Source organism: Nonomuraea purpurea, assembly GCF_042650645.1.
Classification (GTDB): domain Bacteria; phylum Actinomycetota; class Actinomycetes; order Streptosporangiales; family Streptosporangiaceae; genus Nonomuraea; species Nonomuraea purpurea.
This window is the reverse complement of the sequence record NZ_JBHSBI010000003.1, coordinates 317,559-339,494: the sequence shown is the minus strand read 5'-3', so window position 1 is coordinate 339,494 and position 21,936 is coordinate 317,559. Positions and strand designations below refer to the sequence as shown.

Sequence of the window (21,936 nt, the reverse complement as noted above, 5' to 3'; positions counted from 1 at the left end):
ACACAGTGGGCGTCATACGCACCCAGCGTGAGCGATGGGTTGAAGAGGGGCTGCGGGCGCTGGCCGCCGGTGGCCCGGACGCCGTCCGCGTCGAGGCGCTGGCCAAGAGGCTCGGCGTGACGAAAGGCGGCTTCTACGGGTACTTCGCCGACCGCGACGCGCTGCTGAAGGCGATGCTGGACGCCTGGGAACGGGAGAGCACCGACGAGGTGCTCGAGCGCGTCGAGCGCGAGGGCGGCGACCCGAGGACCAAGATCCAGCGTGCGGGCATGCTCACCTTCTCCAGCGACCGCCTGCTGCCCATCGACCTCGCGGTCCGCGACTGGGCCAGGCGCGACGCGGCGGTCGCCGAACGTCTGCGACGGGTGGACGACAGGCGCATGGAACTGCTGCGCGAGATGATCGGCACCTTCTGCTCCGATGCCGACGAGGTCGAGGCCCGCAGCATGCTCGCCTTCTGCCTGGCCATCGGCCTGCACTTCCTCGCCGCCGGCCACGGCGACCGCACCCGGGCCCAGGTCCTCGCCCGCGCGAACGACCTGCTGTTCGACCGCCCTGACGAAGACCGCTGAGCCCCTTACCGCGCCGGCGCCTCTTTCCGGCCGGAAGAGCGGTCATGGCCTTTCTAGGCGATTGCCGGGAAGCCCGTCTTCGACCAGATGGCGTGGGAGGCCGCCTCCGGGTCGTCGACGTCGGAGGGCGTGACGTCGAACAGGTGTGTCGTGGCGACGCCCGCCTCGTAACGCGGCCATCCGGGGTCGCCCGTGGTGGCGAAGCCGAGCCAGGCCGTGCGGAACTGCTCCGACAGGCCCGGCAGGTCGGGCGAGTCGCCGGACAACATCGTCGCCATCTGGTCGCTCACGTTCCCGAACGTGAGCGGCACGTCCAGCATGTGGCAGGCCTTGAAGGTCGGCGACGGCGCCCAGGTCAGCTCGTAGGCGTACGTCGTCCCTGTGTGGGCGTCGGCCAGGAGGGCGCTCGGCATGCGGAACATCCAGTCGGACATCAGCCGTACGTACAGGTCATCGTCGGATATGTCGGGATGTGTGGTGCGGTAGGCGGACTCGGCGCCCGAGGGGGCGAGGGCGTCCATGGCGGGAGCGAGCCCGGCGCTCCAGCCGCCGCTCATGGCGTGCACCATCTGGTACTCGTCCCGGGTGTAACCCACGATCAGATCGACGTCGCGCCCGGCGCCCGCCGCGAGGGCGTTCCACGGGGTGTCGGGCAGGACCTCGCCGTCCACCACGGGGGCGAAGGCGAGCCCGGCGAAGCCCATGGGCCCCCATTTAGCGAAATTCCCGGTTATGTCCTCGTTGGCGATGGCTTCCGACACCGCCACCAACTCCTCCGGCGCACTGTCACGCAGGGACCCGATCCGCCCCGAGATCTCCCGTGTGACACGCTCGGCATGAGCGGGTGTGAAGTAAACCCCGCAGACGCTCTGCGCGATCGCCCGCCCGAACAACCCGTCGGCCATCGGCATCGCCAGCAGCGACGCGATCGAGACCGCCCCCGCCGACTGACCGAACACCGTTACCCTGCCAGGATCGCCGCCGAACGCCGCGATGTTGCCCTGCACCCACCGCAACGCCGCCACCTGGTCCAGGAACGCCCTGTTGCCGGGCGCGCCGGGAACATGGCCGAAGCCCTCGAACCCGACCCGGTAGTTGAACGTCACCACCACGACGCCCTGCCCCGCCAGCCTGCCGCCGTCGTGCAGGGGCAGGTCGGCGGAGCCGAAGCGGAACGCGCCGCCGTAGATCCATACCATCACCGGCAGGCCGGAGCCGCCCGCGTCGGGGGTCCAGACGTTCACGGTGAGGATGTCGAGGCCGTCGTCAGGGTTCCACGAGGGCGCGCCGGGCATCATCGGCGCCTGCGGTGGACGGGGGCCGAACCGGTCGGCGGCCAGCACACCGTCCCATGGATCGGGCGGGACGGGCGCGGCGAACCTGAGCGGGCCGAACGGCGCCTTCGCGAAGGGTATGCCCTTGAAGACCGTGACACCGTCCTGTCCCGTCGTTCCCCTCACCCTGCCGCCGTCCTGTCCCGTCGTTCCCCTCACCCTGCCGCCGTCAATCCTGATCATTGGCTGTCCTTCCTCGGCTCATGGTCGTTGATCTTCAGTTTCCTCCTCCCTCTCCTCGCCCCTGCGCGTGGGGAAGGGCCAGGGATTGGGGCGGCAGCGGCCGAGCGACTTCGACTGCTGCGTCATGACCGGGGCGAGGCGCCCGGCGCCGGGGCAGGGCAGGTGGTCGTGTCCGAGGCTGTGGCCGACCTCGTGGCTGATGACGTACTGGCGGTAGGCGGCCAGGTCCCCCTCGTACTGCGGCACTCCCTTCGCCCAGCGCAGGGCGTTGATGACGGAACGGGTGCCGTTCCAGCAGGACAGTTCGCCGCCGGTGCGCAGCGGGAGGCACTGGCTGATGGTCAGGCCGGGGCTCGACAGGGCGACCCGGACGTGGACCGGGCCTTGGTCGACCCGCTGGAAGCGGGCCCAGCCGCGTACGTCGTTGAGCGTGCGGTGAACCTCGGCGGCGAAGGCGTCCGGGTCGAACGGCAGGCCGCGCTCCACCTCCACCAGGTACCGCACCACCGCGCCCCGGCCCGGCCTCGGGGGCGCCTCGCCGCGCACGACCGCATACCTGCCCGAGGCCTCGAACGGCACCCGAACCTCCTGCGCCGGACGCCGGCGCGGCATCATGGGCGGCGTCGGCTCGGCCTGGTTGAGCGGGGCAGAGGCGAGCGGGGCAGGGGCGAGCGGCGGGGCGGGCGTCGCGGAGCCGCATCCGGCCACGAGCATGAGCAGCAGCAACAGCGGCCCGAACAGCGGCATCGTGGCCTCCCCACGGCGACACGGTGGGGAGGAAATCGATCATACGTCCTGTAATTGGTGAGGTTGCGGCAGGCCCGCTCGGGTCACCCGATGGCGGGTGCGTAGGGGGTGATGTCCAGCGGCGGCTCCTCGCCGAGGGCCAGCGCGGCGGCGATGCGGCCGGTGAACGGGCCCGCCGTCAGACCGTACGCGCTCAGGCCCGTCGCCACCACCACGCGGTGGCTGAGCGGACCGATGAGGGCGGGACCGGGGGCGTACACCGGACGCAGCCCCACCCGGACCTCCGACACCGTCGCGCCGAACAGTCCCGGTGCGATCCGCAGGCCCGCCTCGATCACCTCCTGGAGGCCGCCCATGGTGACCCGGGGCGCGAAGCCCACGTCCTCCACGGTCGCCCCGATCACGACCCGCGCGTCGGGGAAGCCCAGCAGGTACGGGCCGACATTGGGCAGCACCATCGGCCACCAGGCCGTGTCCACCCCCTCCAAGGTGGCGTGCAGGATCTGCCCGCGCCTGGGGAACACCGGCAGCTCCACACCCAGCGGACGGCACACCTCACCCGTCCACGCCCCGGCGGCGACGATCACCGCGTCGGCCTCCAGCGGGACGCCCTCGCCGGTGAACGTCCTGATGCCGGTCGGGGCGGGCGGGGGTGTGCCGGGGCTGAGGGGAGCGGCCTGCCGCCACGACGCGCCCCCCGCGCTCCCGACTGCTCCGGCTTGCGTTCGGGACCCGGGCTCGGCAGGCGCGCCCGGCTCGCCGTCCATCGAGCCGGGGACGGGGTGCAGGTGTACCTGCCCGTCGGGGGTGAGCGTCGCGGCGGCCGTCCGCACCTCGGCTCCCCGGGCGACGGCGGCATTCAGGAGCGCGTCGCGGACCGCGCACCCGTCCACCCGGGCGGCGCCCGGCACCAGGAGCGCGCTCAGCGTGTCCGACAGCGGCGGGAACAACTCGGACGGCGTGTCCACATCGGTGACCTCGCCCATCTCGGGCGCGTCGAGGTAACGGCGGCGCAGCAGGGCCCGCACCGGCTCCAGATCGGCCGGGTCCTCGGCCACGAGCAGCGCGCCCACCTTGGCGTACCCGATGTCCTCGCCCAGCTCCTCGACCAGCCCCGGATAGTGGCGGGCGCCCTCGCGGGTCAACTGGTACCAGTCGTCGTCCTCGGGATGGTCCACCCACGGGCACACGATGCCCGCGCCCGCCTGCGTCGCCTCACCCGGGTACGCGCCGTCCACCACCGTCACCGTCGCTCCGCGACCGGTCAGGTAGTAGGCCGCGCCGGCTCCGACGATGCCGCTTCCGATCACCACAACACGCATGAATCAATGATCGCAGCCGAGGTGAGCTGGGCCGATGCCGGGTTCGCCCCGCTACCTGGCGACCTGCCAGCCGTGGGTTTTCATCAGCCGGGCCGCCACCCGGGCGAACCGGTCGGGGTCGAGCACGGCCCCCTCCCGCCGGATGTCGTCCTCGTCGAGGACGAAGACGCGGTCCAGCCGTACATACGACGTCCGGCCGTCCCGCTCCCATGCTCCCAGTTCCAGCCAGTCGGGATCGTCGTCGCCCTTGCTGGACAACATCAGGCCCAGCAGCCGGCGCCCGGTGCGGCCCACGATCAGCAGCGGGCGGTCCTTGCCCCGCTCCGGATCCTCCTCGTACGGCACCCAGGCCCAGACGATCTCCCCCGGATCGGCGAGGCCGTCGAGGTCGGGGGAGTAGGCCAGGGTGGCGGGGGAGCTGAGGGAATGGATCTCGCGTACCGCGCCCCGGGCGGGCCGGGGGTCCTCACCTAGATCTCGCATTGCTGGAGCCTACGGCCCCTGCCGGACGGAAATCCACCGGGGTCGCCTGCAGCTCGACCTCAAGGTCTCTCCTCTAGAATCTGATTCTGTGTCGTCGACGTCAGTGTTCTCCCCGCCCGCCACGTTCTTCGCGGACGAGCCGTTCTTCACCCAGAAGCAGGGCGAACTCGTGCCCGCCCCGCACGCCCGCGGCCCCTGGTCGCCCGACATGCTCCACGGCCGCCTGCTCGGCGGGCTGGCCGCCCGCGCCATCGAGCGCGACCACGCCCAGCCGGGGCTGCGCTTCGCCCGGCTGACCGTCGACCTGTTCCGCAACAGCCCGATGCTCCCGGTGACGGTGGAGACCTCCCTGGTCAGGGACGGACGCCGGATCCGGGTGGCCGACGCGACGATCTCCACCGACCAGGGGGTGATCGGGCGGGCCAGCGCCGTCATGCTGCGGCAGAGCGACCAGCCGGACGGCCGCCAGTCGATCGTGACACCCTCCTGGGACGAACGCCCGCCACAGAGCCCGCCGGCACGCGAAGAAGGATGGACGCCGCCCTTCGAGTTGTGGCGGCTGACCGCCTGGGGCGCGCCGGGGCCGGGGCGGATGTGGATGCGCGAGACGTACCCGCTGGTGGACGGGGAGCCGTTGACGCCGTTCGTCCGCGTGGCGCTGGCGGCCGACTTCGCCAGCCCGCTGAGCAACGCCGGGCCGGACGGGCTGCGGTTCATCAACGCCGACTACACACTGACGCTGGCCCGGCTGCCCGCCGACGACCTCGTCGGGATGGAGTCGACGGGCCACCTGAACGCGGACGGCGTCGCGACAGGCCAGGTCACCCTGCACGACACGACCGGGCCGATCGGCTTCTGCCTGGTCACGGCGGTGGCCGCCGCCACGCCCATCGGCCGCTGACACCCTTCGCCGGCGCGCCGGCTCACTCCTGCTTCAGCACCCCTTGGGCGGGCGGTGAGGGCGAATTCACATATCCGTTGACGAACGTGGCGGCGACGAGATCGTACGCCAACTCGTCGTCATTGAGGGTCAGCTTCGCGTCGGCGACCTGGGAGCAGCCGCCGCCGTCGTAGGTCGTCTGCAGGCGTACGACGATCGGCCCGCCGCCGGACACCAGCCACACAGCGCCCCTGCAGGTCCCGTTCGCCGCGCTGAACTGGCCGACCATCGTCCCCAGCGAGCCCGCCGTGATGGTGAGCGTCGTGGTGTAGGACCCCTGCATGGGAGCCCTCCAGACGATGGTGCCGCTCCAGGTGCCGCGGTAGTCCTCGGGGACGGAGATACCCTCATCCGCGGCCGGTTGCCTGGGCGGCTCGGTGGTCTCGGGGGTGGGCGGGTCGGCCGGGGGCGATGACACCGGGGAGGAGCCGGAGACCGGCGTCGGGGTGGGGGTCGGCTCGGGTTTGGTCAACTGGGCGAGGGCCACCGGGATGAGCGCCGCGAGGACTACGGCACACGCGCCGATGACCGCCACGATGATCTGGACACGGTAGGACTTCCTCGGCTCAACCGGTGGCACTGTCACGTTCCAAACCGCCCGTCTGCACGACCGCACCAATTATCGAGAACATCGTCAAGGCGGGCTTTGCGTTACTCCCTGACTACGATCTGAAGGGCCGTCCGACACGGGGGTCAGGTAGGGAGGGTGCCGGTGGTGCGCAGTACGCTCCCGGGCGACCACGATGATCACCCCGAGGTGAGCGATCGCGGGAGGCGCCGGGCCCCGGCCGGGATGGCGACCGGGGCCGGGACTCCGCTCAGGCGGGGTGTTCCGTGCGGTCGGCGGACCAGTCCGTGTGGAAGGCGCCCTCCTTGTCCACCCGGTGATAGGTGTGCGCCCCGAAGTAGTCGCGCAGCCCCTGGACCAGCGACGCGGGCAGCCGATCGCGGCGGAGCCCGTCGTAGTACGCCAGCGCCGAGGAGAACCCGGGCGTCGGCACCCCGATCCGGACGGCGGTGGTGACGACGCGCCGCCAGGAGTCCTGGGCGAGGTTCACCGCCCCCGCGAAGGTCGGGTCGGCCAGGAGCGTCGGCAGCTCACGGTTGGCGTCGTAGGCGGCCCGGATCCGGTCCAGGAACTTGGCCCTGATGATGCAGCCGCCCCGCCAGATCGTGGCCATCGCCCCCAGTTCCAGGTCCCAGCCGTACTCCTTGGAGGCGGCGGCCATCTGGTCGAAGCCCTGGGCGTAGGCGACGATCTTGGAGGCGTACAGGGCCTGCCGCACGTCCTCGATGAGCTCGCGTCCCTCGGTGCCCGACAGGGCGGGCCCTTCGAGGGACGCGGCGGCGGCGCGCTGCTCCGGGTGGCCGGACAGCGCGCGGGCGAAGACCGCCTCCGCGATGCCCGTCACGGGAACTCCCAGGTCGAGGGCGCTCTGCACGGTCCAGCGCCCGGTGCCCTTCTGCTCGGCCTGGTCGACCACGACGTCCACGAACGGCTTGCCCGTCTCGGCGTCGACCTGCTCGAGCACCTCGGCGGTGATCTCGATCAGGTACGAGTTCAGCTCCCCCTGGTTCCACTCCCGAAACACCTGGGCCAGCTCGGCCGGGGACGCCCCCAGGGCCTGGCGGAGCAGGTCGTACGACTCCGCGATGAGCTGCATGTCCGAATATTCGATGCCGTTGTGGACCATTTTCACGAAATGTCCGGCACCGTCGGGGCCCACGTGCACCGCGCACGGCACCCCGTCCACCTTGGCCGAAATGTCCTGCAAGATCGGCCCGAGCGCCTCCCACGACTCCTTCGACCCGCCCGGCATGATGCTGGGCCCGTTGAGCGCGCCCTCCTCGCCGCCCGAGATGCCGGTGCCGACGAAGTGGAGACCCCGCTCCCGCAGCGCCGCCTCGCGCCGCCGCGTGTCCTCGAAGTGCGCGTTGCCGCCGTCGACGACCATGTCGCCCGGCTCCATCAGGTCGGCGAGCTGGTCGATCACCGCGTCGGTGCCCGCACCCGCCTTCACCATGATGATCGCCCGCCTCGGCCGCTTCAGCGAGGCCACGAACGCGGCCAGGTCCTCCGACGGCACGAACGTGCCCTCACCGCCGAACTCCCTGACCAACTGCTGCGTGCGACTGTGCGAGCGGTTGTGCACCGCCACTGCGTACCCGTGCCTGGCCAGGTTGCGGGCCAGATTGCGCCCCATGGTGGCCAGGCCGGTGACGCCGATGTCTGCCAAGTCCATCAAAGCTCCTCTGTGGGGGATACGCATGATCCAGCTTCGGGGGTTCGGCGGGTATTCCAGTTTCAGTCGGACAATCGCACCCCCAGCTCGTCGAGCCTGCCCAGCATGTCCGCCGGATCGGCGTAGACCCTGAAGGCCCCGGCCCGTTCGAGCTCGTCCCTGCCGTACCCGCCTGACAACAACCCGATGCCCAGCGCGCCGGCCCTGCGGGCGGCGAGCAGGTCCCAGACGCTGTCGCCCACCACCATGGCATGCGCGGGGTCCACCCGGACGAGCGCCGCACCGGCGAGGAACAGGTCGGGGTCCGGCTTGGCGCGGCGCACCATGTCGCGGGTGACCATCGGCGTGTCGTCCGGCAGGCCCAGCATGCCCAGCGACAGCCGCGCCGTGCGGGCGTAACCGCTGGTCGCGATCGCCCACGGTATGGTGCGCGAGGTCAGCTCCGCCAGCAGCTCGGCCGCGCCCGGCAGCGGCCTGACGGAGCCGACCTGCTGCTCGTAGGCCTGCGCGTGCGTCGTCTGCAACTCGTCGATCTGCTCGCGCGACAGCTTGAGCCCCGTCTCGCGCAGCAGTGCGCTGACGAACAGTCCGCCGCTCATCCCGATGCGGCGGTGGATGCGCCACACCGACAGGTCGATGCCCATCCCGGACAGCGCCTGCCGCCACGCGATGACGTGCTGGTAGACGCTGTCGATCAGGGTGCCGTCCAGGTCGAAGAGAAACGCGGGCGTGGGAGCCTCCGGGAAGTCCTGCATGGGTCCATGACACCATGGACGACTATGCGGATCATCATCGCGGGTGGGCACGGGAAGATCGCGCTCCGCCTGGAACGGCGCCTGAAATCGCGCGCCGTCGGCATCGTGCGCAACCCGGCTCACGTCGCCGACGTCGAGGCCACCGGGGCCGAGGCCGTGGTGTGCGACCTGGAGCGAGCGGACCTTGAACAGGTGCGGCGCATCGTCGAGGGCGCCGACGCCGTGGTGTTCGCGGCGGGCGCGGGGCCGGGCAGCGGCGCGGCCCGCAAGGACACCGTCGACAGGGCCGCGTCCGTGCTGCTCGCCGACGCGGCGGAACAAGCGGGAGTACGCAGGTTCGTCCAGATCTCCTCCATGGGCGCGGGCAAGCCCCCGGCGGGCGGCGACGAGGTCTGGGCCGCCTACATCAGGGCCAAGACCGAGGCCGAGGACGACCTGCGCCGCCGCGACCTCGACTGGACCATCCTGCGTCCCGGCCACCTGACCGACGAGCCTGGTACGGGCCTGGTGAAGCTGGTCCCGCAGGCGCCTCGCGGCTCGGTGCCGCGCGACGACGTGGCCGCCGTCATCGTCGCCTTGCTGACAGGCTCGGGCACGGTCGGCCAGACTCTCGAACTCGTCTCCGGGGACACGCCCATCAGCGAGCTCGTCGCGCCGGAGTGACGGCGTTCCCGGGGCGGGAGGCTTTGCCGAATACTTGCTATGAAATGCGGCATATGCGGCTAGATGTCCCCTGAGCGAGAGGGGGAGAGCCAATGTCGGATGTGCCGTTCAGGTCGTTCTTTGGCGGAGACCCGTTCCGAAGCTTCGAAGAGCTCACCGGCCGGATGTTCGGCGAGATGGAGGGCTGGCCGCCGTCCCGGCCCAGCGTTCAGCGCGTGGACCTGGGCCGGCTGCTCAGCGACTCGGCCAAGGAGGCGCTCAGCGGGGCGCTGGAGGCGGCGGCCCAGCGCGGCGCGCCCGACCTGGACGTCATCGACCTCCTCGACGCGCTCGCCGAAAACGACGCCGTCCAGTCGCTGCTGCGTACCTCCGGAGCGGACCTCGGCCACCTGCGCGACCGCATCGACGCGATGGCGGGCGCAGGCGAACCCTCCGAGCCGCCCTCGACGCTCTCACCGGCCGCCAAACGGGTCGTCCTCGACGCCCAGCGGATCTCCCGCGCGCTGCGGTCGTCCTACATCGGGCCCGAGCACCTGCTGCTCGCCATCGCCGTCAACCGCGACTCGGGTGCTTCGCGCCTGCTGCGCGAGCAGGTCTCCCCGGAGAGGCTGCAGGAAGCCATCATGTCCGGCGCGGCGCGCCCGGCCGACGGCCGCCGAGGCGCCGGCGACACGCCCTCACTCGACGAGTACGGCCGCGACATCACCGAAGAGGCCAGGCAGGGCAGGATCGACCCGGTCGTCGGCCGCGAGGACGAGATCGAGCAGTGCATCGAGGTGCTGTCGCGGCGCACCAAGAACAACCCGTGCCTGATCGGCGAGCCCGGCGTCGGCAAGACCGCGATCGTCGAGGGCATCGCCCAGCGCATCGTCAACGGCGACATCCCCGACCTCCTCAAGGACCGCCGCGTCATCGCCCTCGACCTGACCGGGATGGTGGCGGGGACCAAGTACCGAGGGGAGTTCGAGGAGCGCATCAAGAAGGTCATCGACGAGGTGCGCGCGCACTCCGACGAGATCATCGTCTTCATCGACGAGGTCCACAACCTGGTGGGGGCAGGCGCGGCGGAAGGCGCCATGGACGCCGCCAACATCCTCAAACCCGCACTCGCCCGCGGCGAACTGCACGTCATCGCCGCCACCACGATCGACGAGTACCGCAAGAACATCGAGAAGGACGCCGCCCTCGAACGCCGCTTCCAGCCGATCCTCGTCGCCGAGCCGACCGTGGAGGAGACGGTCGAGATCCTGCGCGGCCTGCGCGACGCCTACGAGGCCCACCACGGCGTCCGCATCACCGACGAGGCGCTCGACGCCGCCGCGAACCTCTCCGACCGCTACGTCTCCGACCGCTTCCTGCCCGACAAGGCCATCGACCTCATGGACCAGGCCGCGGCCAGGGTGCGGCTGCGGGCGCACACCCCCGGCACCGACGTGCGCGAACTGGAGGAACGCCTCGACTCACTGAGCCGCGACAAGGACCAGGCCGTCGCCTCGGAGGACTACGACCGCGCCAAGGAACTGACCGTGCAGATCGGCAAGATCCGTCCGGAGCTGCAGCGTGCCAGGGACGGCCGGGAGAACGTTCCCACGGTCGGCGTCGAGGACATCGCCGAGGTCGTCTCCCGGCGCACCGGCATCCCGGTCACCCAGCTCACCCAGCAGGAGCGCGAACGCCTCATGCGCCTGGAAGAGCACCTGCACCAGCGGGTGATCGGCCAGGACGAGGCCGTGGTGGCCATCGCCGAGGCCGTGCGCAGGTCCAGGGCCGGCCTGTCGGACCCCAACCGCCCGGTCGGCAGCTTCCTGTTCCTCGGGCCGACGGGCGTCGGCAAGACGGAGCTGGCCAGGGCGCTGGCCGCCGCGCTGTTCGGCGGCGAGGACCACATGGTGCGCATCGACATGAGCGAGTTCCAGGAGCGGCACACGGTCTCGCGGCTCATCGGCGCCCCGCCCGGATACGTCGGGTATGAGGAGGCGGGCCAGCTCACCGAGGCCGTACGCCGCCGCCCGCACTGCGTGATCCTCCTCGACGAGATCGAGAAGGCCCACCCCGACGTCATGAACATCCTGCTGCAGATGCTCGACGACGGCCGCCTCACCGACGGCCAGGGCCGCACGGTCGACTTCACCCACGCCATCGTCATCATGACCAGCAACATCGGCGCCCAGCTCATCCTGGAGGCCGAGGGCGACGTCCAGCGCCTGCACGACCAGCTCATGGACCTGCTGCGGCACTCGATCAGGCCCGAGCTGCTCAACCGCATCGACGAGACGATCATCTTCAACCGGCTGGACCGCGGCCAGCTGCGCCAGATCGTGGACCTGATGCTGGAACGCACAAGGCAGCGGCTGCGCGGTCAGAACGTCGGCCTGGAGGTCGCGGAGGCGGCCAAGGACTGGCTGGCCGAGCGCGGCTACCAGCCCGAGTTCGGGGCCAGGCCGCTGCGCAGGACCGTGCAGCGGGAGGTGGACAACCGGCTGTCCACGATGCTGCTGACCGGCGAGGTGGCCGAGGGCGGCAAGGTGACGATCGACGTCAGGAACGGCGAACTCAGCCTCAAGGCCCACAACCCGGAACCGGCCGGCTGAACCCGCCGACCGGCCCGTGACGCGCGCCGTCCGGGGCCACGCCGGTCCCGTCCAGAGCGGCGTCAGTCGAGGGCGGTGCGGGCGCGTGCGCGGCACTCCTCCAGCGTGAGCGCCGCCAGCGCCTCGCGCACGGCGGGGACGCTGACGGCGGCCATCGACAGGCTCGTCACCCCCAGCCCCACCAGCAGTGGCGCGAGCACCGGATCGCCGGCCGCCTCGCCGCACACCCCGACCGGCTTGCCCGCCTCCCGCCCCGCCCGCGCGCAGATCGCGATCAGCTCAAGGAGCGCGGGCTGGCGCGGGTCGAGCAGGTCGGTCAGGGTGGAGTGCTGGCGGTCGGCGGCGAAGGTGTACTGGGCCAGGTCGTTGGTGCCGATGCTGAGGAAGTCCAGCTCCCGCAGCAGCCGGCCGGCCCGCAGCGCCGCGGCCGGCACCTCGATCATCGCGCCCACCGTGACGATGCCCTTCTCGCGGGCGCGGCGGGAGAAGTCGCCGGCCTCGGCGACCGTGGTGACCATGGGCGCCATCACCCACGGCCGCGCGCCCGTCGCCCGCGCCGCCTCGGCGATCGCGTCGAGCTGGGTGTCCAGTACGGCGGGCAGCACCCGGTCCACGCGCAGGCCGCGCACGCCCAGGGCCGGGTTGTCCTCCCGAGGCAGGCCGAGGAACGGCAGCGGCTTGTCGGTGCCCGCGTCCAGCGTGCGCACGATCACGTGCTCCTCGTTCCCGAACACCTGCGCGTAGGCGGCCACCTGCTCCTCGAACGACGGCGCCCGCGTACGGTCGAGGAACAGGAACTCCGTCCTGAACAGCCCCACCCCCTCCGCGCCCGGGCGCAGGTCCTCGGCCGAGCCGATGTTGAGCAGGAGCTTGACGGGGTGGCCGTCGGCGGTGCCGCCGGGGCCGCGGCTCTCGGCCAGCCGCCGGCGTTCGGCGCGGGCGGCGGCCATGACCTCGGCCGCCTCCTGCGCGCTCAGGCCCGCGGCGACCTCCCCGGTGCCGCCGTCCACGCCCACGACCGTGCCGTCGGGCAGGTCCATGACGCCCGCGCACGCCACCACCGCGGGCAGCCCCCTGCCCCGGGCCAGGATCGCGGTGTGGCTCGTGGGCCCGCCGCGCTCGGTGACCAGCGCCAGGACGTCCTGGCCCAGGCCCGCCGTGTCGGCGGGGGAGAGGTCCTCGGCCACCAGCACGTACGGGTGGCCGGGGGCGGGCAGGCCGGGCATCGGCAGGTCGAGCGCGAAGGCCACCGCCCGGTGCTTGAGGTCGTCCAGGTCGGCGGCCCGCTCGGCGAGGTAGCCGCCCAGCGCGGCCAGGGCCTCGCGGTGCCCGGTGAAGGCGGCCTCCAGGGCGTGGGCGGCGTCCATGCCGTCGCGGGCCCGGCCTTCGGCGTCCTCAAGGAGCATGGGGTCGTCGGCGATCATGGCGAGGGCTTCGAGGATCTCGGCCGCCTCGCCCTGCGCGGCGGCGGCGCGCAGGCCGAGGTCGGCGCTCACCGCCTGCAGCGCCTTGGCCACGGCGGCCGCCTCCGCGCCGGGGTCGGCGACCGCGCGGGGCGAGGGCAGCTCCGGCGGCCCGGCCATCCGGATCATCGGCCCGGCCGCGCGCCCGGGACTGACGCCCAACCCTGCCAGCCCTCCGGCGGCCCCCGCCCAAGGGCCGTCTGCTCCCCCACCGTCGGCGGGCGTGCGCGCAGGGCCGTCCGGGGATGTCGGGGGCGGGCCGTCAGGCATTGAGGGCCTCGTCCGCGTCCAGGTCGCGGGAGAGCAGCGCCACCAGCGTGTCCAGCGCATCCTCCGCCCCTGGCCCGTCGGCCTCCAGCGTCACCTCCGTGCCGCGCACCGCCCCCAGCGACAGCACCCCCAGCATGCTCTTGGCCGGGACCGCCTTCTCACCCAGCCGCACCGTGACCGGCACCTCAAGCCGCGCCGCCGCCTGCACGAACAGCTTGGCGGGACGCGCGTGCAGCCCGCTGGCCGAGGCCACGGCGACCGTTCGTCGTGCCATCGAACACCTCCGAAGTTCTCCGAACCCTCAGGGCTCGATCGTGACCTTGATGGCCGCTCCCCGGCTGACCAGGTCGATCCCGTCGAGCACCTGGGACAACGGCAGCCGGTGCGTGATCAGGTCGGACACCGTCACCGCGCCCTCGGCCACCAGGCGCAGCGCCTCGGCGTTGTGCGCCGGGCTGGAACCGTTGGCTCCGACGATGGTCAGCTCACGGTAGTGGACGAGGTTGGAGTCCAGCGCGATCACCGGGTCATCCTTGGGCAGCCCGCCGAAGAAGCTGATCCGCCCCTGTCTGGCCGCCATCCGCACCGCCTGCTCCTGCGCCGCCCCCGAGGCCGCCGCCGTGATCACCACGTCGGCGCCCCGGCCGCCGGTCAGCTTGAGCACCTGTTCGACGGGGTCGGCGTCGATCGTCGCGTCCGGTCGCACGAGCTCGGCCGCCATCGCCAGCCGCTGCGCGTTGACGTCCACAAGGAAGACACGGGCGGCGCCGCGGGCCCGCGCCGTGCGCACGTGCAGGCAGCCGATCGGCCCGGCGCCCATCACCACTACGTCGTCGCCGGCGCCCACGCCGGCCAGCGACTGGCCGTTCAGCACGCAGGCGAGCGGCTCGGCGACCGACGCCTCGGCGAAGCCGACGCCGGACGGGATCGCGTTGACGCCGTCCACGGCCAGGACCTTGGCGGGCACGATCATGTACTCGGCGAAGCCGCCGTCGTAGTGGTAGCCCATCGACTCCTGGTTCGGGCAGACCGTACGCCGGCCGCGCGCGCAGTCGGCGCACGACCCGCACGGGATCGCCGCGATGACCTGCACCCGCGCGCCGGTGTCCACGACCTCGCCGGCGATCTCGTGGCCCATCACCCGCGGCGGCCTGATGTGGTGGTGCCCGAACTTGTAGATCTTGGCGTCGGTGCCGCAGGTCGAGCAGTTGCGTACCCGGATCTTCAGCTCGCCGGGCCCGGCGACGGGCTCGGGCGCGTCCTCGATCCTGATGTCGCCCGGGGCATGGAATCTTGCGACTTTCACGTAAGCTCCTTCAGCACCTGCGAGACCTCCGTGGCCTCGCGCAGCGCCCTCGCGCGTTCGGGGTCGAGCAGGATGTCGGCCAGCGCCGCCAGCAGCGGGACGTGGCCGTCGCCCTTGGCGGCGATGCCGACGCACAGCGTCACTCGCTCGCCGTCCCAGTTCACCCCGTCGGGGAAGCGCACCACGCAGATCGCGTCGCGCTTGACGTCTTCCTTGGAGGCCGCCGTCCCGTGCGGGATGGCGACGCCCTCGCCGACGTAGGTGGAGATGGTCAGCTCGCGCCGCAACATCGCCTCGACGTACGACTCCTCGACCGCCCCCACCTCGACCAGCGCCCGGCCGCACCGGCGGATGGCCGCGGCGCGGTCGGGGGCGCTCTCGTGCAGGAACACCGCCCGGGGGTCGAGCAGGTCCTCACGCATCGACCGTGCCGCCGTTCTTGATGGTGTTCACCAGCCGGGTCACCGCCGGGTCGCCCAGGAAGATCTGGAACGACACCAGCACCTTGCCCGGCGCGGCCGCCCTGGCGCGGTCGGCCAGCCCCGCGTGGCACAGGACGACGTCGGCGTCGTCGGGGATGGAGTTGACCGGGGTGTGCTCGACGGTGACGCCGGTCGCCTTGAGCTGCTTGCGCAGCTGGGAGGCGAGCATCACGCTGCTGCCCATCCCGGCGTCGCAGGCGACGATGATCTTGCGGATGTCCTTGCTGTCGATGCCGGCCATGGCTCACGCCTCCTTGGTTGCGGGTTCTGTGATGTTTTCCTGGGATTCGTCCGCTTCATCCTTCTTCTCGCCCCTGCCGAAGCCGAGCAGAACGGCCGCGACGGCGAAGCTCACGCCCGTGGCGATGAGGATGCCCAGGCTGGAGGCGAGCCATCCGCCCCTGGGGGTGACCGCGATGTAGGCGAAGATGCTGCCGGGCGACGGGGTGGCGACCAGTCCCGCCCCGGTGATCATGAACGCGAACACGCCGGCCGCGCCGCCCGCGATGACGGCCAGGATGAGGCGGGGCTTCATCAGGACGTAAGGGAAGTAGATCTCGTGGATGCCGCCGAAGAAGTGGATGATCATCGCGGCGGGCGTGCTCGGCCGCATGGCGCGCGGCCCGAACAGCAGGTACGCCAGCAGCAGCCCCAGCCCGGGGCCCGGGTTCGACTCCAGCATGAACAGGATCGACTTGCCGGTCTCGGCCGCCTGGGCGACGCCGAGCGGGCTGAGCACGCCGTGGTTGACGGCGTTGTTCAGGAAGAGCACCTTGGCCGGCTCGATCAGCACGGACGCCAGCGGCAGCAGGTTGTGGCCGATCAGCCAGCCCACCGCGTTGCCCGCGGCCGTGGTGATCGTCTGGACGATCGGGCCGATGCCGAACATGCCGACCACGGCCATCGCGCCGCCCACGATGCCGGCGGAGAAGTTGTCGACCAGCATCTCGAAGCCGGCCTTGGTCCGCTCCTCCGTGAACTTGTCCACATATTTCAGGATCAGAGCCGTGAGCGGGCCGATGATCATGGCCCCGAGGAACATCGGGGACTCCGTGCCCACCACGACGCCCATCACCGCCACCGCGCCGACCACCGCGCCGCGCTGCCCGTGCACCATCCGCCCGCCGGTGTAGGCGATCAGGATCGGCAACAGGGTCCCGATGATCGGATTGACCATCTTCGCGAGCGTCTCGTTCGGCAGCCAGCCGGTCGGGATGAACAGCGCGGTGATCAGGCCCCAGGCGATGAACGCGCCGATGTTCGGCATGATCATCCCGGCCAGGTGGCCGCCGATGCGCTGGATGGTGGCCTTGACGCCGGTACCGGTGACCGGGGGTGTGTAACTGTCGGCCATGGGACGTGCTCCTTCGGGGGGATGAGCAGGTGATCAGCGGTTCGCCCGGCCAGGGGGAGGAGCGGTCGGGGGGAGGAGGGGTGAGGCGAGAGGGCGTTCCGGGTCGGGCGGGTCGATGGTGACGGCGGTGGGGTCGATGTCGGAGGGGCCGGGCATCCGGCTGCCCGGCAGGCGGACGGCGGCCGCGCCCCAGGCCAGCGCCCGCGCCAGCGCGTCAGGGCCGTGCCCGCCACCGGCCAGGAAGCCGGCCAGCATGGCGTCCCCCGCGCCGACGGAGCTGCGCGGCTCGCCGACCGGCGCCCGTCCGTACCAGACGCCGCCCTCCTCGACGAGGACGGCGCCGTCGGCGCCCAGGCTGGCCAGCACGGTACGCGCGCCCGCGGCCCGCAGCTTGCCCGCCGCCTCCACCACGTCGCCCACCCTGCGGATGGGTACCCCGGTTGCCGCGGCCAGCTCCTCCAGGTTGGGCTTGACCAGGGCGGGCGCGGCGCCTAACGCGCAGGCCAGCGCGGGGCCGCTGGTGTCGACCGCCACGTGGATGCCCGCCCCCGCGAACCTGCGGCACAACTTCGCGTACACGTCGGCGGGCACCTCGGGCGGCAGGCTGCCGGAGGCGACGACCCAGTCCGCCGAGTGCGCCGCGTCGAGCACGGCGTCGGCGATGGTGTCGAGCTCCCCGGGAGACAGGGCCGTGCCGGGTTCGTTGATCTTGGTGATGGTGCCGTCGGGCTCGGCGAGCGTGACGTTCGACCTGGTCGTGCCCGTCACCGGGACGGTGACCATGTCGAGGCCCTCGGCGGCGAGCAGCCGTACGAGCTGCCTGCCCTCGTCGCCGCCGAACGGCACCACCGCCCTGCTCGCCACGGCGTTGGCCAGCAGGACGCGCGAGACGTTGACGCCCTTGCCGCCCGGGTCGAGGTGGGCGGCGGCGGCGCGGATGACCGCGCCCCTGTCCAGCGCGCCGATCTCGATCGTGCGGTCGAGGCTCGGGTTCAGCGTCAGGGTGAGGATCACGCCCTGATCACCTCCGGACCGGCCGCCGCCAGGTCGGCGGCCAGGGTGGGGTCCAGCCCGGTGTCGGTGATCACCACGTCGATCTCGCTCAGCTCGGCGAACGTCGCCAGGTAGGTGTTGCCGAACTTGGTGTGATCGGCAAGCAGCACGCTGCGCTGCGCGGCCTTGACCATGGCCCGCTTGATCGCGGCCTCGGCCGGGTCGGGCGTGGTCAGGCCCTTGGCCGTCGAGCAGCCGTTGGTCGCCATGAAGGCCACGTCCACGTTGAGGTAGGCCAGCGGGCGCAGCGCCCAGTCGTCCACCGTGGCCAGGGTCTTGCCGCGCACCCGGCCGCCCAGCATGATCACGTGCAGGTTGGCGCGGGCGGCCAGGGCGGTGGCCAGCGGCGGCGAGTTCACCACGACGGTGAGCTCGCGGTCGGCGGGCAGCACCTGGACCAGGCGGCCCGTGGTGGTGCCCGCGTCGATGATCACGGAGCCGTCCTCGGGCAACTCGGCCAGCGCCGCCTTGGCGATGCGCTCCTTCTCGCTCGTCATCACCTCGTCGCGGGTGGCCACCCCGGGTTCGAACCCCAGCCGCTCCACGGGGATCGCGCCCCCGTGCACCCGGCGCAGCACGCCCGCGCGCTCCAGCGAGGTCAGGTCGCGGCGGATGGTCTCGGTGGTCACGTCGAGCTCGGCGGCCAGCGTCACCACGTCGACACGGCCCGCGTCCCGCGCCCTCCGCAGGATCTCCTGCTGCCGCTCCTCGGCGTACATGATGTTGATTCACCGCCGTTTCCATGTGGTTTCCTCTGTGTTTATACCTGTATTTGTTGGACGGTCAAGGGGTGGTCAGCGGAATCTGGTAGTTATAGGCGGGTGCGAATGATCCCTCTTGCCGCCGTCCCGCTCGTCGTCGCCGCGCTCGCCACGCCCGCCCAGGCCGCCGAGGCGAAGCCGCCCCGGGTCCCCGTGGGCACGACCGCGGCCTGGGTCGTCTTCGACCGGCAGGCGGGCAAGATCGTCGCCACGAAGAACGCGCACAGGAAGTACCGCTCGGCCTCCGTCGTCAAGATCCTCATTGCGATCGACTACCTCGAACGGCGCAAGAGCGTCCCCTCGGCCGACGCCGGCCTGCTCAAGATCATGCTGCGCTCCAGCGACGACGACGCGGCCTCCGCCTTCTGGGACCGGGGCGGCAAGGGGCAGATCATCACGCGGACGGCCCGCAAACTGGGCCTGTCCGACACCACCCCGCCGCCCGCCTCCAAGCCCGGGTTCTGGGGCTACACCTCGCTCAGCGCGTACGACATCGTCCGCACCTACCGCTACCTGCTCGACACCGCCGCCCCCAAGGTCAGAGACACCATCCTCGGCCACCTGCGGCAGGCCACGCCATGCGGCACCGACGGCTTCGACCAGACCTTCGGCATCCCCGACGCGCTGCCCAGGCCGTTCGCCGTCAAGCAGGGCTGGTCGGGGTTCGGCACCACACCGCCGCTCCGATGCGACGCCAAGGCCACGGCGGCGCCCATGTCGTGGGTCGCGCAACGCGCCACCGGCTCGGGCGTGCCCGACTACGGCCGTCCGGTGCTGCACACGACCGGGCTGGTGGGCAAGGGGGAGCGGTACATCATGGCGCTGCTGACCGCCCAGCCGGTCGGCAGCACGTGGAGTTCCTCCGTCAAGCGCATCACCTCCTTGACCCGCGACCTCTACAGAAACGTCTCCTGACTCCCGGAAATTACGCGGACGGCAGGGACTGTTCGGTCCAGATGCACTTGCCGGTGGCGGTGTAGCGGGTTCCCCAGCGATGGGACAGCGCGGCGACGAGCTGAAGCCCGCGCCCGCCTTCGTCGGTGTCGGAGGCGCGCCGGATGCGCGGGGTGGTGAGGCTGCCGTCGGAGACCTCGCAGACAAGGGAACGGCCGCGCAGCAGGCGCAACTGGACGGGACCCCTGGCATGCCGCACGACGTTGCCGATCAGCTCGCTGACCAGCAGTTCGGTCGTCATGGACAGGTCATCCAGATGCCAGATCTCCAGTTGGTCGCGCACCAGGGAACGCGCCTGGCCGGCCGCCCTGGGGTCCACGGGCAGGGACCAGAAGGCGATGTCGTCGCCGCCGAGCAAGTGGGTGCGGGCGATCAGCAGGGCGGAGTCGTCGTTGGTGGCCTGCTGGGGAGACAGCAGGGCGGTCAGCAGGGTGTCGCAGAACACCTCCATGCATTCGCGGCAGCCCTGACCGGCTTCTGACGAGTGATCGCGATGCCGGCACGGTGGGCGGCGGATGATGCCGGCCACGGTCTCGGCCAGGAGGGCCATGCCCTGGTCGATGTCGCGCGTGGCGGATTCGACCAGGCCGTCGGTGTAGAGGATCAGGACGGTTCCCTCGGGCACGTGCGTCTCGACGATGTCGAACGGCGGGGTGGCGGCGCCCAGGGGAGGGTTGGGCTCGCCCTTGAGAAAGCGGACGGTGCCGTCGGGATAGAGGATGGCCGGTGGCGGGTGCCCGGCGCGCGAGAAGGAGCACAGGCGGGTGGTGGGGTCGTAGACGGCGTACAGACAGGTGGCGTAGAAGTCCTCGCCGAGGTCGGTGATCAGGTCGTTGAGGTGGGTGAGCAGTTCGTCGGGGGGAAGTTCGAGGTCGGCCAGGGTGTGCACGGCGGTGCGCAGCCGGCCCATGGTGGCGGCCTCGGTGACGCCGTGGCCCATGACGTCGCCGATGACGAGCGCGACGCGTTCTGAAGACAGGGGGATGACGTCGTACCAGTCGCCGCCGACCTCCATGTCCTTGGCGGCGGGCAGGTAGCGGGCGGCGGCGGTGACCGCGGGCAGCGTGGGGAGGGTACGGGGCAGCAGCGCGTGCTGCAGTTGCTGAGCGCGGTTGTGCTCGGCGTCATAGAGGCGGGCCCGCTCCAGCGCCTGGGCGACCAGCCCGCTCAGGGCGGTGAGCAGGCTGCGCTCCTCGCCGGAGAACTCGCGGGGGTGGTCGAAGGAGATGACGCAACTGCCGAAGGGATGCCCGGAGACGATCATCGGCAGGAACGCCCACGCCTTCTTGTGCGCCCGTGCCGGCAAATCACTCCAGGTGGGGAAGCAGCGGGCGTACTCCTCCACCGAGCTGATGAAAAGGGGGGCACGTTCCTGGATGACGCGCGGGATCGGGTACTCATCTGTCATCGGGAAATGACAGATTTCCTCGACGAATTCCGGTGCGTATCCGACCGCCCCCGCCGGCCGCAGGTGGTCGCCCTCGAGAAAAAGAATGACCAGGCCGGTGGCGCCGAAAGGCGGCAGGACGCGGTCGGCGACGGCTTTCACGACGTCCTGCACGGTGATCGCCTCGGCGAGCGCCGCGGTCAGTTCCAGCATCCTGGCCGCTTGGCCGGCTGCGGTCCGCTCGACCCTGGCCCGCTCCAAGGCCGGAGGCCAATGGTCGGTGACATCGGTGTCATTCCATTCCGGCCCGGCCTTTCTGGAACGGGAGGCGAAGGGCTGTTTCTCCGGCTGGGGAACACCCGGAGCGTCGAAGGATTCCAGACGCCCGGCGACCCAGCAGGCCAGTGTCCGCACGAATACCTGCTGGTCGGCCGTGGGTTCGCCCGGGGTGGTCGTCAGCACGGACAGCGCTCCCAGGGGTCTGTCCGGTGCGATCAGCGGAACGGCCAGGATCCCGGTGCCGGCGGGAAAGTCCCACGGTCGTGTTCGGCTCCCCGATCGCGGCGGGGGAACCGGCGTGCTGGGGGCGTGGCCGCCCATGGCCTCGTACACGGCGGGGTGCCACACGCACGCGCCCTCGCGCACCGCGAGCATCGCAGCCGCGTCGTCGTCCCATGCGATCTGCCGCCACACGTGGGTGAGAGCAGGGGGCAGCCCGCTGCTGGCGACCAGGCACAGCCCGTCGACGCCGGGCAGGCGCAGATGCAGCATGCCCCCGAGCCCGGCGAGGTCGGCCACGGCCTGCTGGACCGCGAATCGCAGCAGTTCGACGCCATGCAGTTCGTCGCCGACTGCCTTGAGCAACCGCATCCGCTCCCCGGCCTGCCGTTCCACGTGTGGGGAGTGCGGCTGTTCAGCCCACTGGTCGTTCACACCCATCCCCTCGATCACCGCCGTGGGGCGCGGTCGTCGGCAGGGATGGCCAGGCAAGTCCATGCATAGGAGATATAGCCTGACCCTTATCAACGTCCCTATGCCAAACTGATTTGCGATGCTTGGCGGCACATGCCATT

The 21,936-nt window shown here is 71.5% G+C and carries 21 protein-coding genes; 5 read left to right on the top strand and 16 right to left on the bottom strand.

Annotation, left to right across the window (positions count from 1 at the left end):
• Nucleotides 1-5: 5 nt before the first annotated feature.
• Nucleotides 6-572: a TetR/AcrR family transcriptional regulator gene (locus ACFOY2_RS08070; protein WP_379527296.1), complete on the top strand. Its 567-nt coding sequence runs from the start codon at nucleotides 6-8 to the stop codon at nucleotides 570-572.
• Nucleotides 573-625: 53 nt separating this feature from the next.
• Here the strand turns inward: ACFOY2_RS08070 and ACFOY2_RS08065 are convergent, their stop codons facing one another.
• From ACFOY2_RS08065 to ACFOY2_RS08050, 4 genes are all read right to left on the bottom strand, one after another.
• Complete coding sequence (locus ACFOY2_RS08065; RefSeq protein ID WP_379527295.1) at nucleotides 626-2,089, bottom strand: carboxylesterase/lipase family protein; 1,464 nt, start codon at nucleotides 2,087-2,089, stop codon at nucleotides 626-628.
• 18 nt (nucleotides 2,090-2,107) lie between these two features.
• Nucleotides 2,108-2,836, bottom strand: coding sequence for a DUF3152 domain-containing protein (locus ACFOY2_RS08060; protein ID WP_379527294.1), 729 nt, complete (start codon nucleotides 2,834-2,836; stop codon nucleotides 2,108-2,110).
• 83 nt (nucleotides 2,837-2,919) lie between these two features.
• Nucleotides 2,920-4,158: an NAD(P)/FAD-dependent oxidoreductase gene (locus tag ACFOY2_RS08055; protein WP_379527293.1), complete on the bottom strand. Its 1,239-nt coding sequence runs from the start codon at nucleotides 4,156-4,158 to the stop codon at nucleotides 2,920-2,922.
• 51 nt (nucleotides 4,159-4,209) lie between these two features.
• Nucleotides 4,210-4,641, bottom strand: a complete 432-nt coding sequence (locus ACFOY2_RS08050; protein WP_379527292.1) for a type II toxin-antitoxin system PemK/MazF family toxin — start codon at nucleotides 4,639-4,641, stop codon at nucleotides 4,210-4,212.
• 88 nt (nucleotides 4,642-4,729) lie between these two features.
• Between ACFOY2_RS08050 and ACFOY2_RS08045 the strand changes: the two genes are divergently transcribed.
• Entirely contained in the window at nucleotides 4,730-5,542 is an 813-nt protein-coding gene (locus tag ACFOY2_RS08045) for an acyl-CoA thioesterase domain-containing protein (protein WP_379527291.1), read from the top strand.
• Nucleotides 5,543-5,564: 22 nt separating this feature from the next.
• On the opposite strand, the gene ACFOY2_RS08040 is transcribed toward ACFOY2_RS08045, so the two are convergent.
• The 3 genes from ACFOY2_RS08040 to ACFOY2_RS08030 form a co-directional block, all read right to left on the bottom strand.
• A complete protein-coding gene (locus ACFOY2_RS08040) occupies nucleotides 5,565-6,167 on the bottom strand; it encodes a hypothetical protein (protein ID WP_379527290.1) in 603 nt (200 codons plus the stop codon).
• Nucleotides 6,168-6,399: 232 nt separating this feature from the next.
• Entirely contained in the window at nucleotides 6,400-7,824 is a 1,425-nt protein-coding gene (gndA, locus tag ACFOY2_RS08035) for an NADP-dependent phosphogluconate dehydrogenase (RefSeq protein WP_379527289.1), read from the bottom strand.
• A 62-nt stretch (nucleotides 7,825-7,886) separates the two neighbouring features.
• Nucleotides 7,887-8,579 (bottom strand): HAD family hydrolase, encoded by a 693-nt coding sequence (locus tag ACFOY2_RS08030; RefSeq protein WP_379527288.1) that lies wholly within the window; start codon nucleotides 8,577-8,579, stop codon nucleotides 7,887-7,889.
• 24 nt (nucleotides 8,580-8,603) lie between these two features.
• On the opposite strand from ACFOY2_RS08030, the gene ACFOY2_RS08025 reads away from it, so the two are divergent.
• Together ACFOY2_RS08025 and ACFOY2_RS08020 are read left to right on the top strand one after the other, a co-directional pair.
• Nucleotides 8,604-9,242, top strand: coding sequence for an SDR family oxidoreductase (locus ACFOY2_RS08025; RefSeq protein ID WP_379527287.1), 639 nt, complete (start codon nucleotides 8,604-8,606; stop codon nucleotides 9,240-9,242).
• Between the two features lie 92 nt (nucleotides 9,243-9,334).
• Nucleotides 9,335-11,833, top strand: coding sequence for an ATP-dependent Clp protease ATP-binding subunit (locus tag ACFOY2_RS08020; RefSeq protein WP_379527286.1), 2,499 nt, complete (start codon nucleotides 9,335-9,337; stop codon nucleotides 11,831-11,833).
• 62 nt (nucleotides 11,834-11,895) lie between these two features.
• On the opposite strand, the gene ptsP is transcribed toward ACFOY2_RS08020, so the two are convergent.
• The 8 genes from ptsP to ACFOY2_RS07980 form a co-directional block, all read right to left on the bottom strand.
• Nucleotides 11,896-13,458, bottom strand: a complete 1,563-nt coding sequence (ptsP, locus tag ACFOY2_RS08015; protein ID WP_379527285.1) for a phosphoenolpyruvate--protein phosphotransferase — start codon at nucleotides 13,456-13,458, stop codon at nucleotides 11,896-11,898.
• A 100-nt stretch (nucleotides 13,459-13,558) separates the two neighbouring features.
• Nucleotides 13,559-13,840 carry an HPr family phosphocarrier protein gene (locus ACFOY2_RS08010; protein ID WP_379527284.1) on the bottom strand — a complete coding sequence of 94 codons (282 nt, stop codon included), beginning with the start codon at nucleotides 13,838-13,840 and terminating at the stop codon, nucleotides 13,559-13,561.
• Nucleotides 13,841-13,867: 27 nt separating this feature from the next.
• Nucleotides 13,868-14,872, bottom strand: a complete 1,005-nt coding sequence (locus ACFOY2_RS08005) for a zinc-dependent dehydrogenase (RefSeq protein WP_379527283.1) — start codon at nucleotides 14,870-14,872, stop codon at nucleotides 13,868-13,870.
• Nucleotides 14,869-15,294, bottom strand: a complete 426-nt coding sequence (locus ACFOY2_RS08000; protein ID WP_379527282.1) for a PTS sugar transporter subunit IIA — start codon at nucleotides 15,292-15,294, stop codon at nucleotides 14,869-14,871. Before ACFOY2_RS08000 ends, ACFOY2_RS08005 begins: the two co-directional genes overlap by 4 nt.
• A complete protein-coding gene (locus ACFOY2_RS07995; RefSeq protein ID WP_357821466.1) occupies nucleotides 15,287-15,595 on the bottom strand; it encodes a PTS lactose transporter subunit IIB in 309 nt (102 codons plus the stop codon). Before ACFOY2_RS07995 ends, ACFOY2_RS08000 begins: the two co-directional genes overlap by 8 nt.
• A 3-nt stretch (nucleotides 15,596-15,598) precedes the next feature.
• Nucleotides 15,599-16,708, bottom strand: a complete 1,110-nt coding sequence (mtlA, locus tag ACFOY2_RS07990) for a mannitol-specific PTS transporter subunit IIC (protein ID WP_379527281.1) — start codon at nucleotides 16,706-16,708, stop codon at nucleotides 15,599-15,601.
• Between the two features lie 33 nt (nucleotides 16,709-16,741).
• Nucleotides 16,742-17,722 carry a 1-phosphofructokinase gene (gene pfkB, locus ACFOY2_RS07985; RefSeq protein WP_379527280.1) on the bottom strand — a complete coding sequence of 327 codons (981 nt, stop codon included), beginning with the start codon at nucleotides 17,720-17,722 and terminating at the stop codon, nucleotides 16,742-16,744.
• Complete coding sequence (locus tag ACFOY2_RS07980) at nucleotides 17,719-18,480, bottom strand: DeoR/GlpR family DNA-binding transcription regulator (protein WP_379527279.1); 762 nt, start codon at nucleotides 18,478-18,480, stop codon at nucleotides 17,719-17,721. The genes pfkB and ACFOY2_RS07980 overlap by 4 nt, the downstream gene beginning before the upstream one ends.
• A gap of 108 nt (nucleotides 18,481-18,588) precedes the next feature.
• On the opposite strand from ACFOY2_RS07980, the gene ACFOY2_RS07975 reads away from it, so the two are divergent.
• Nucleotides 18,589-19,437 carry a hypothetical protein gene (locus ACFOY2_RS07975; protein WP_379527278.1) on the top strand — a complete coding sequence of 283 codons (849 nt, stop codon included), beginning with the start codon at nucleotides 18,589-18,591 and terminating at the stop codon, nucleotides 19,435-19,437.
• Nucleotides 19,438-19,447: 10 nt separating this feature from the next.
• Here ACFOY2_RS07975 and ACFOY2_RS07970 read toward each other — a convergent pair whose 3' ends face one another.
• Nucleotides 19,448-21,796, bottom strand: coding sequence for a SpoIIE family protein phosphatase (locus ACFOY2_RS07970; RefSeq protein WP_379527277.1), 2,349 nt, complete (start codon nucleotides 21,794-21,796; stop codon nucleotides 19,448-19,450).
• Between the last annotated feature and the right edge of the window lie 140 nt (nucleotides 21,797-21,936).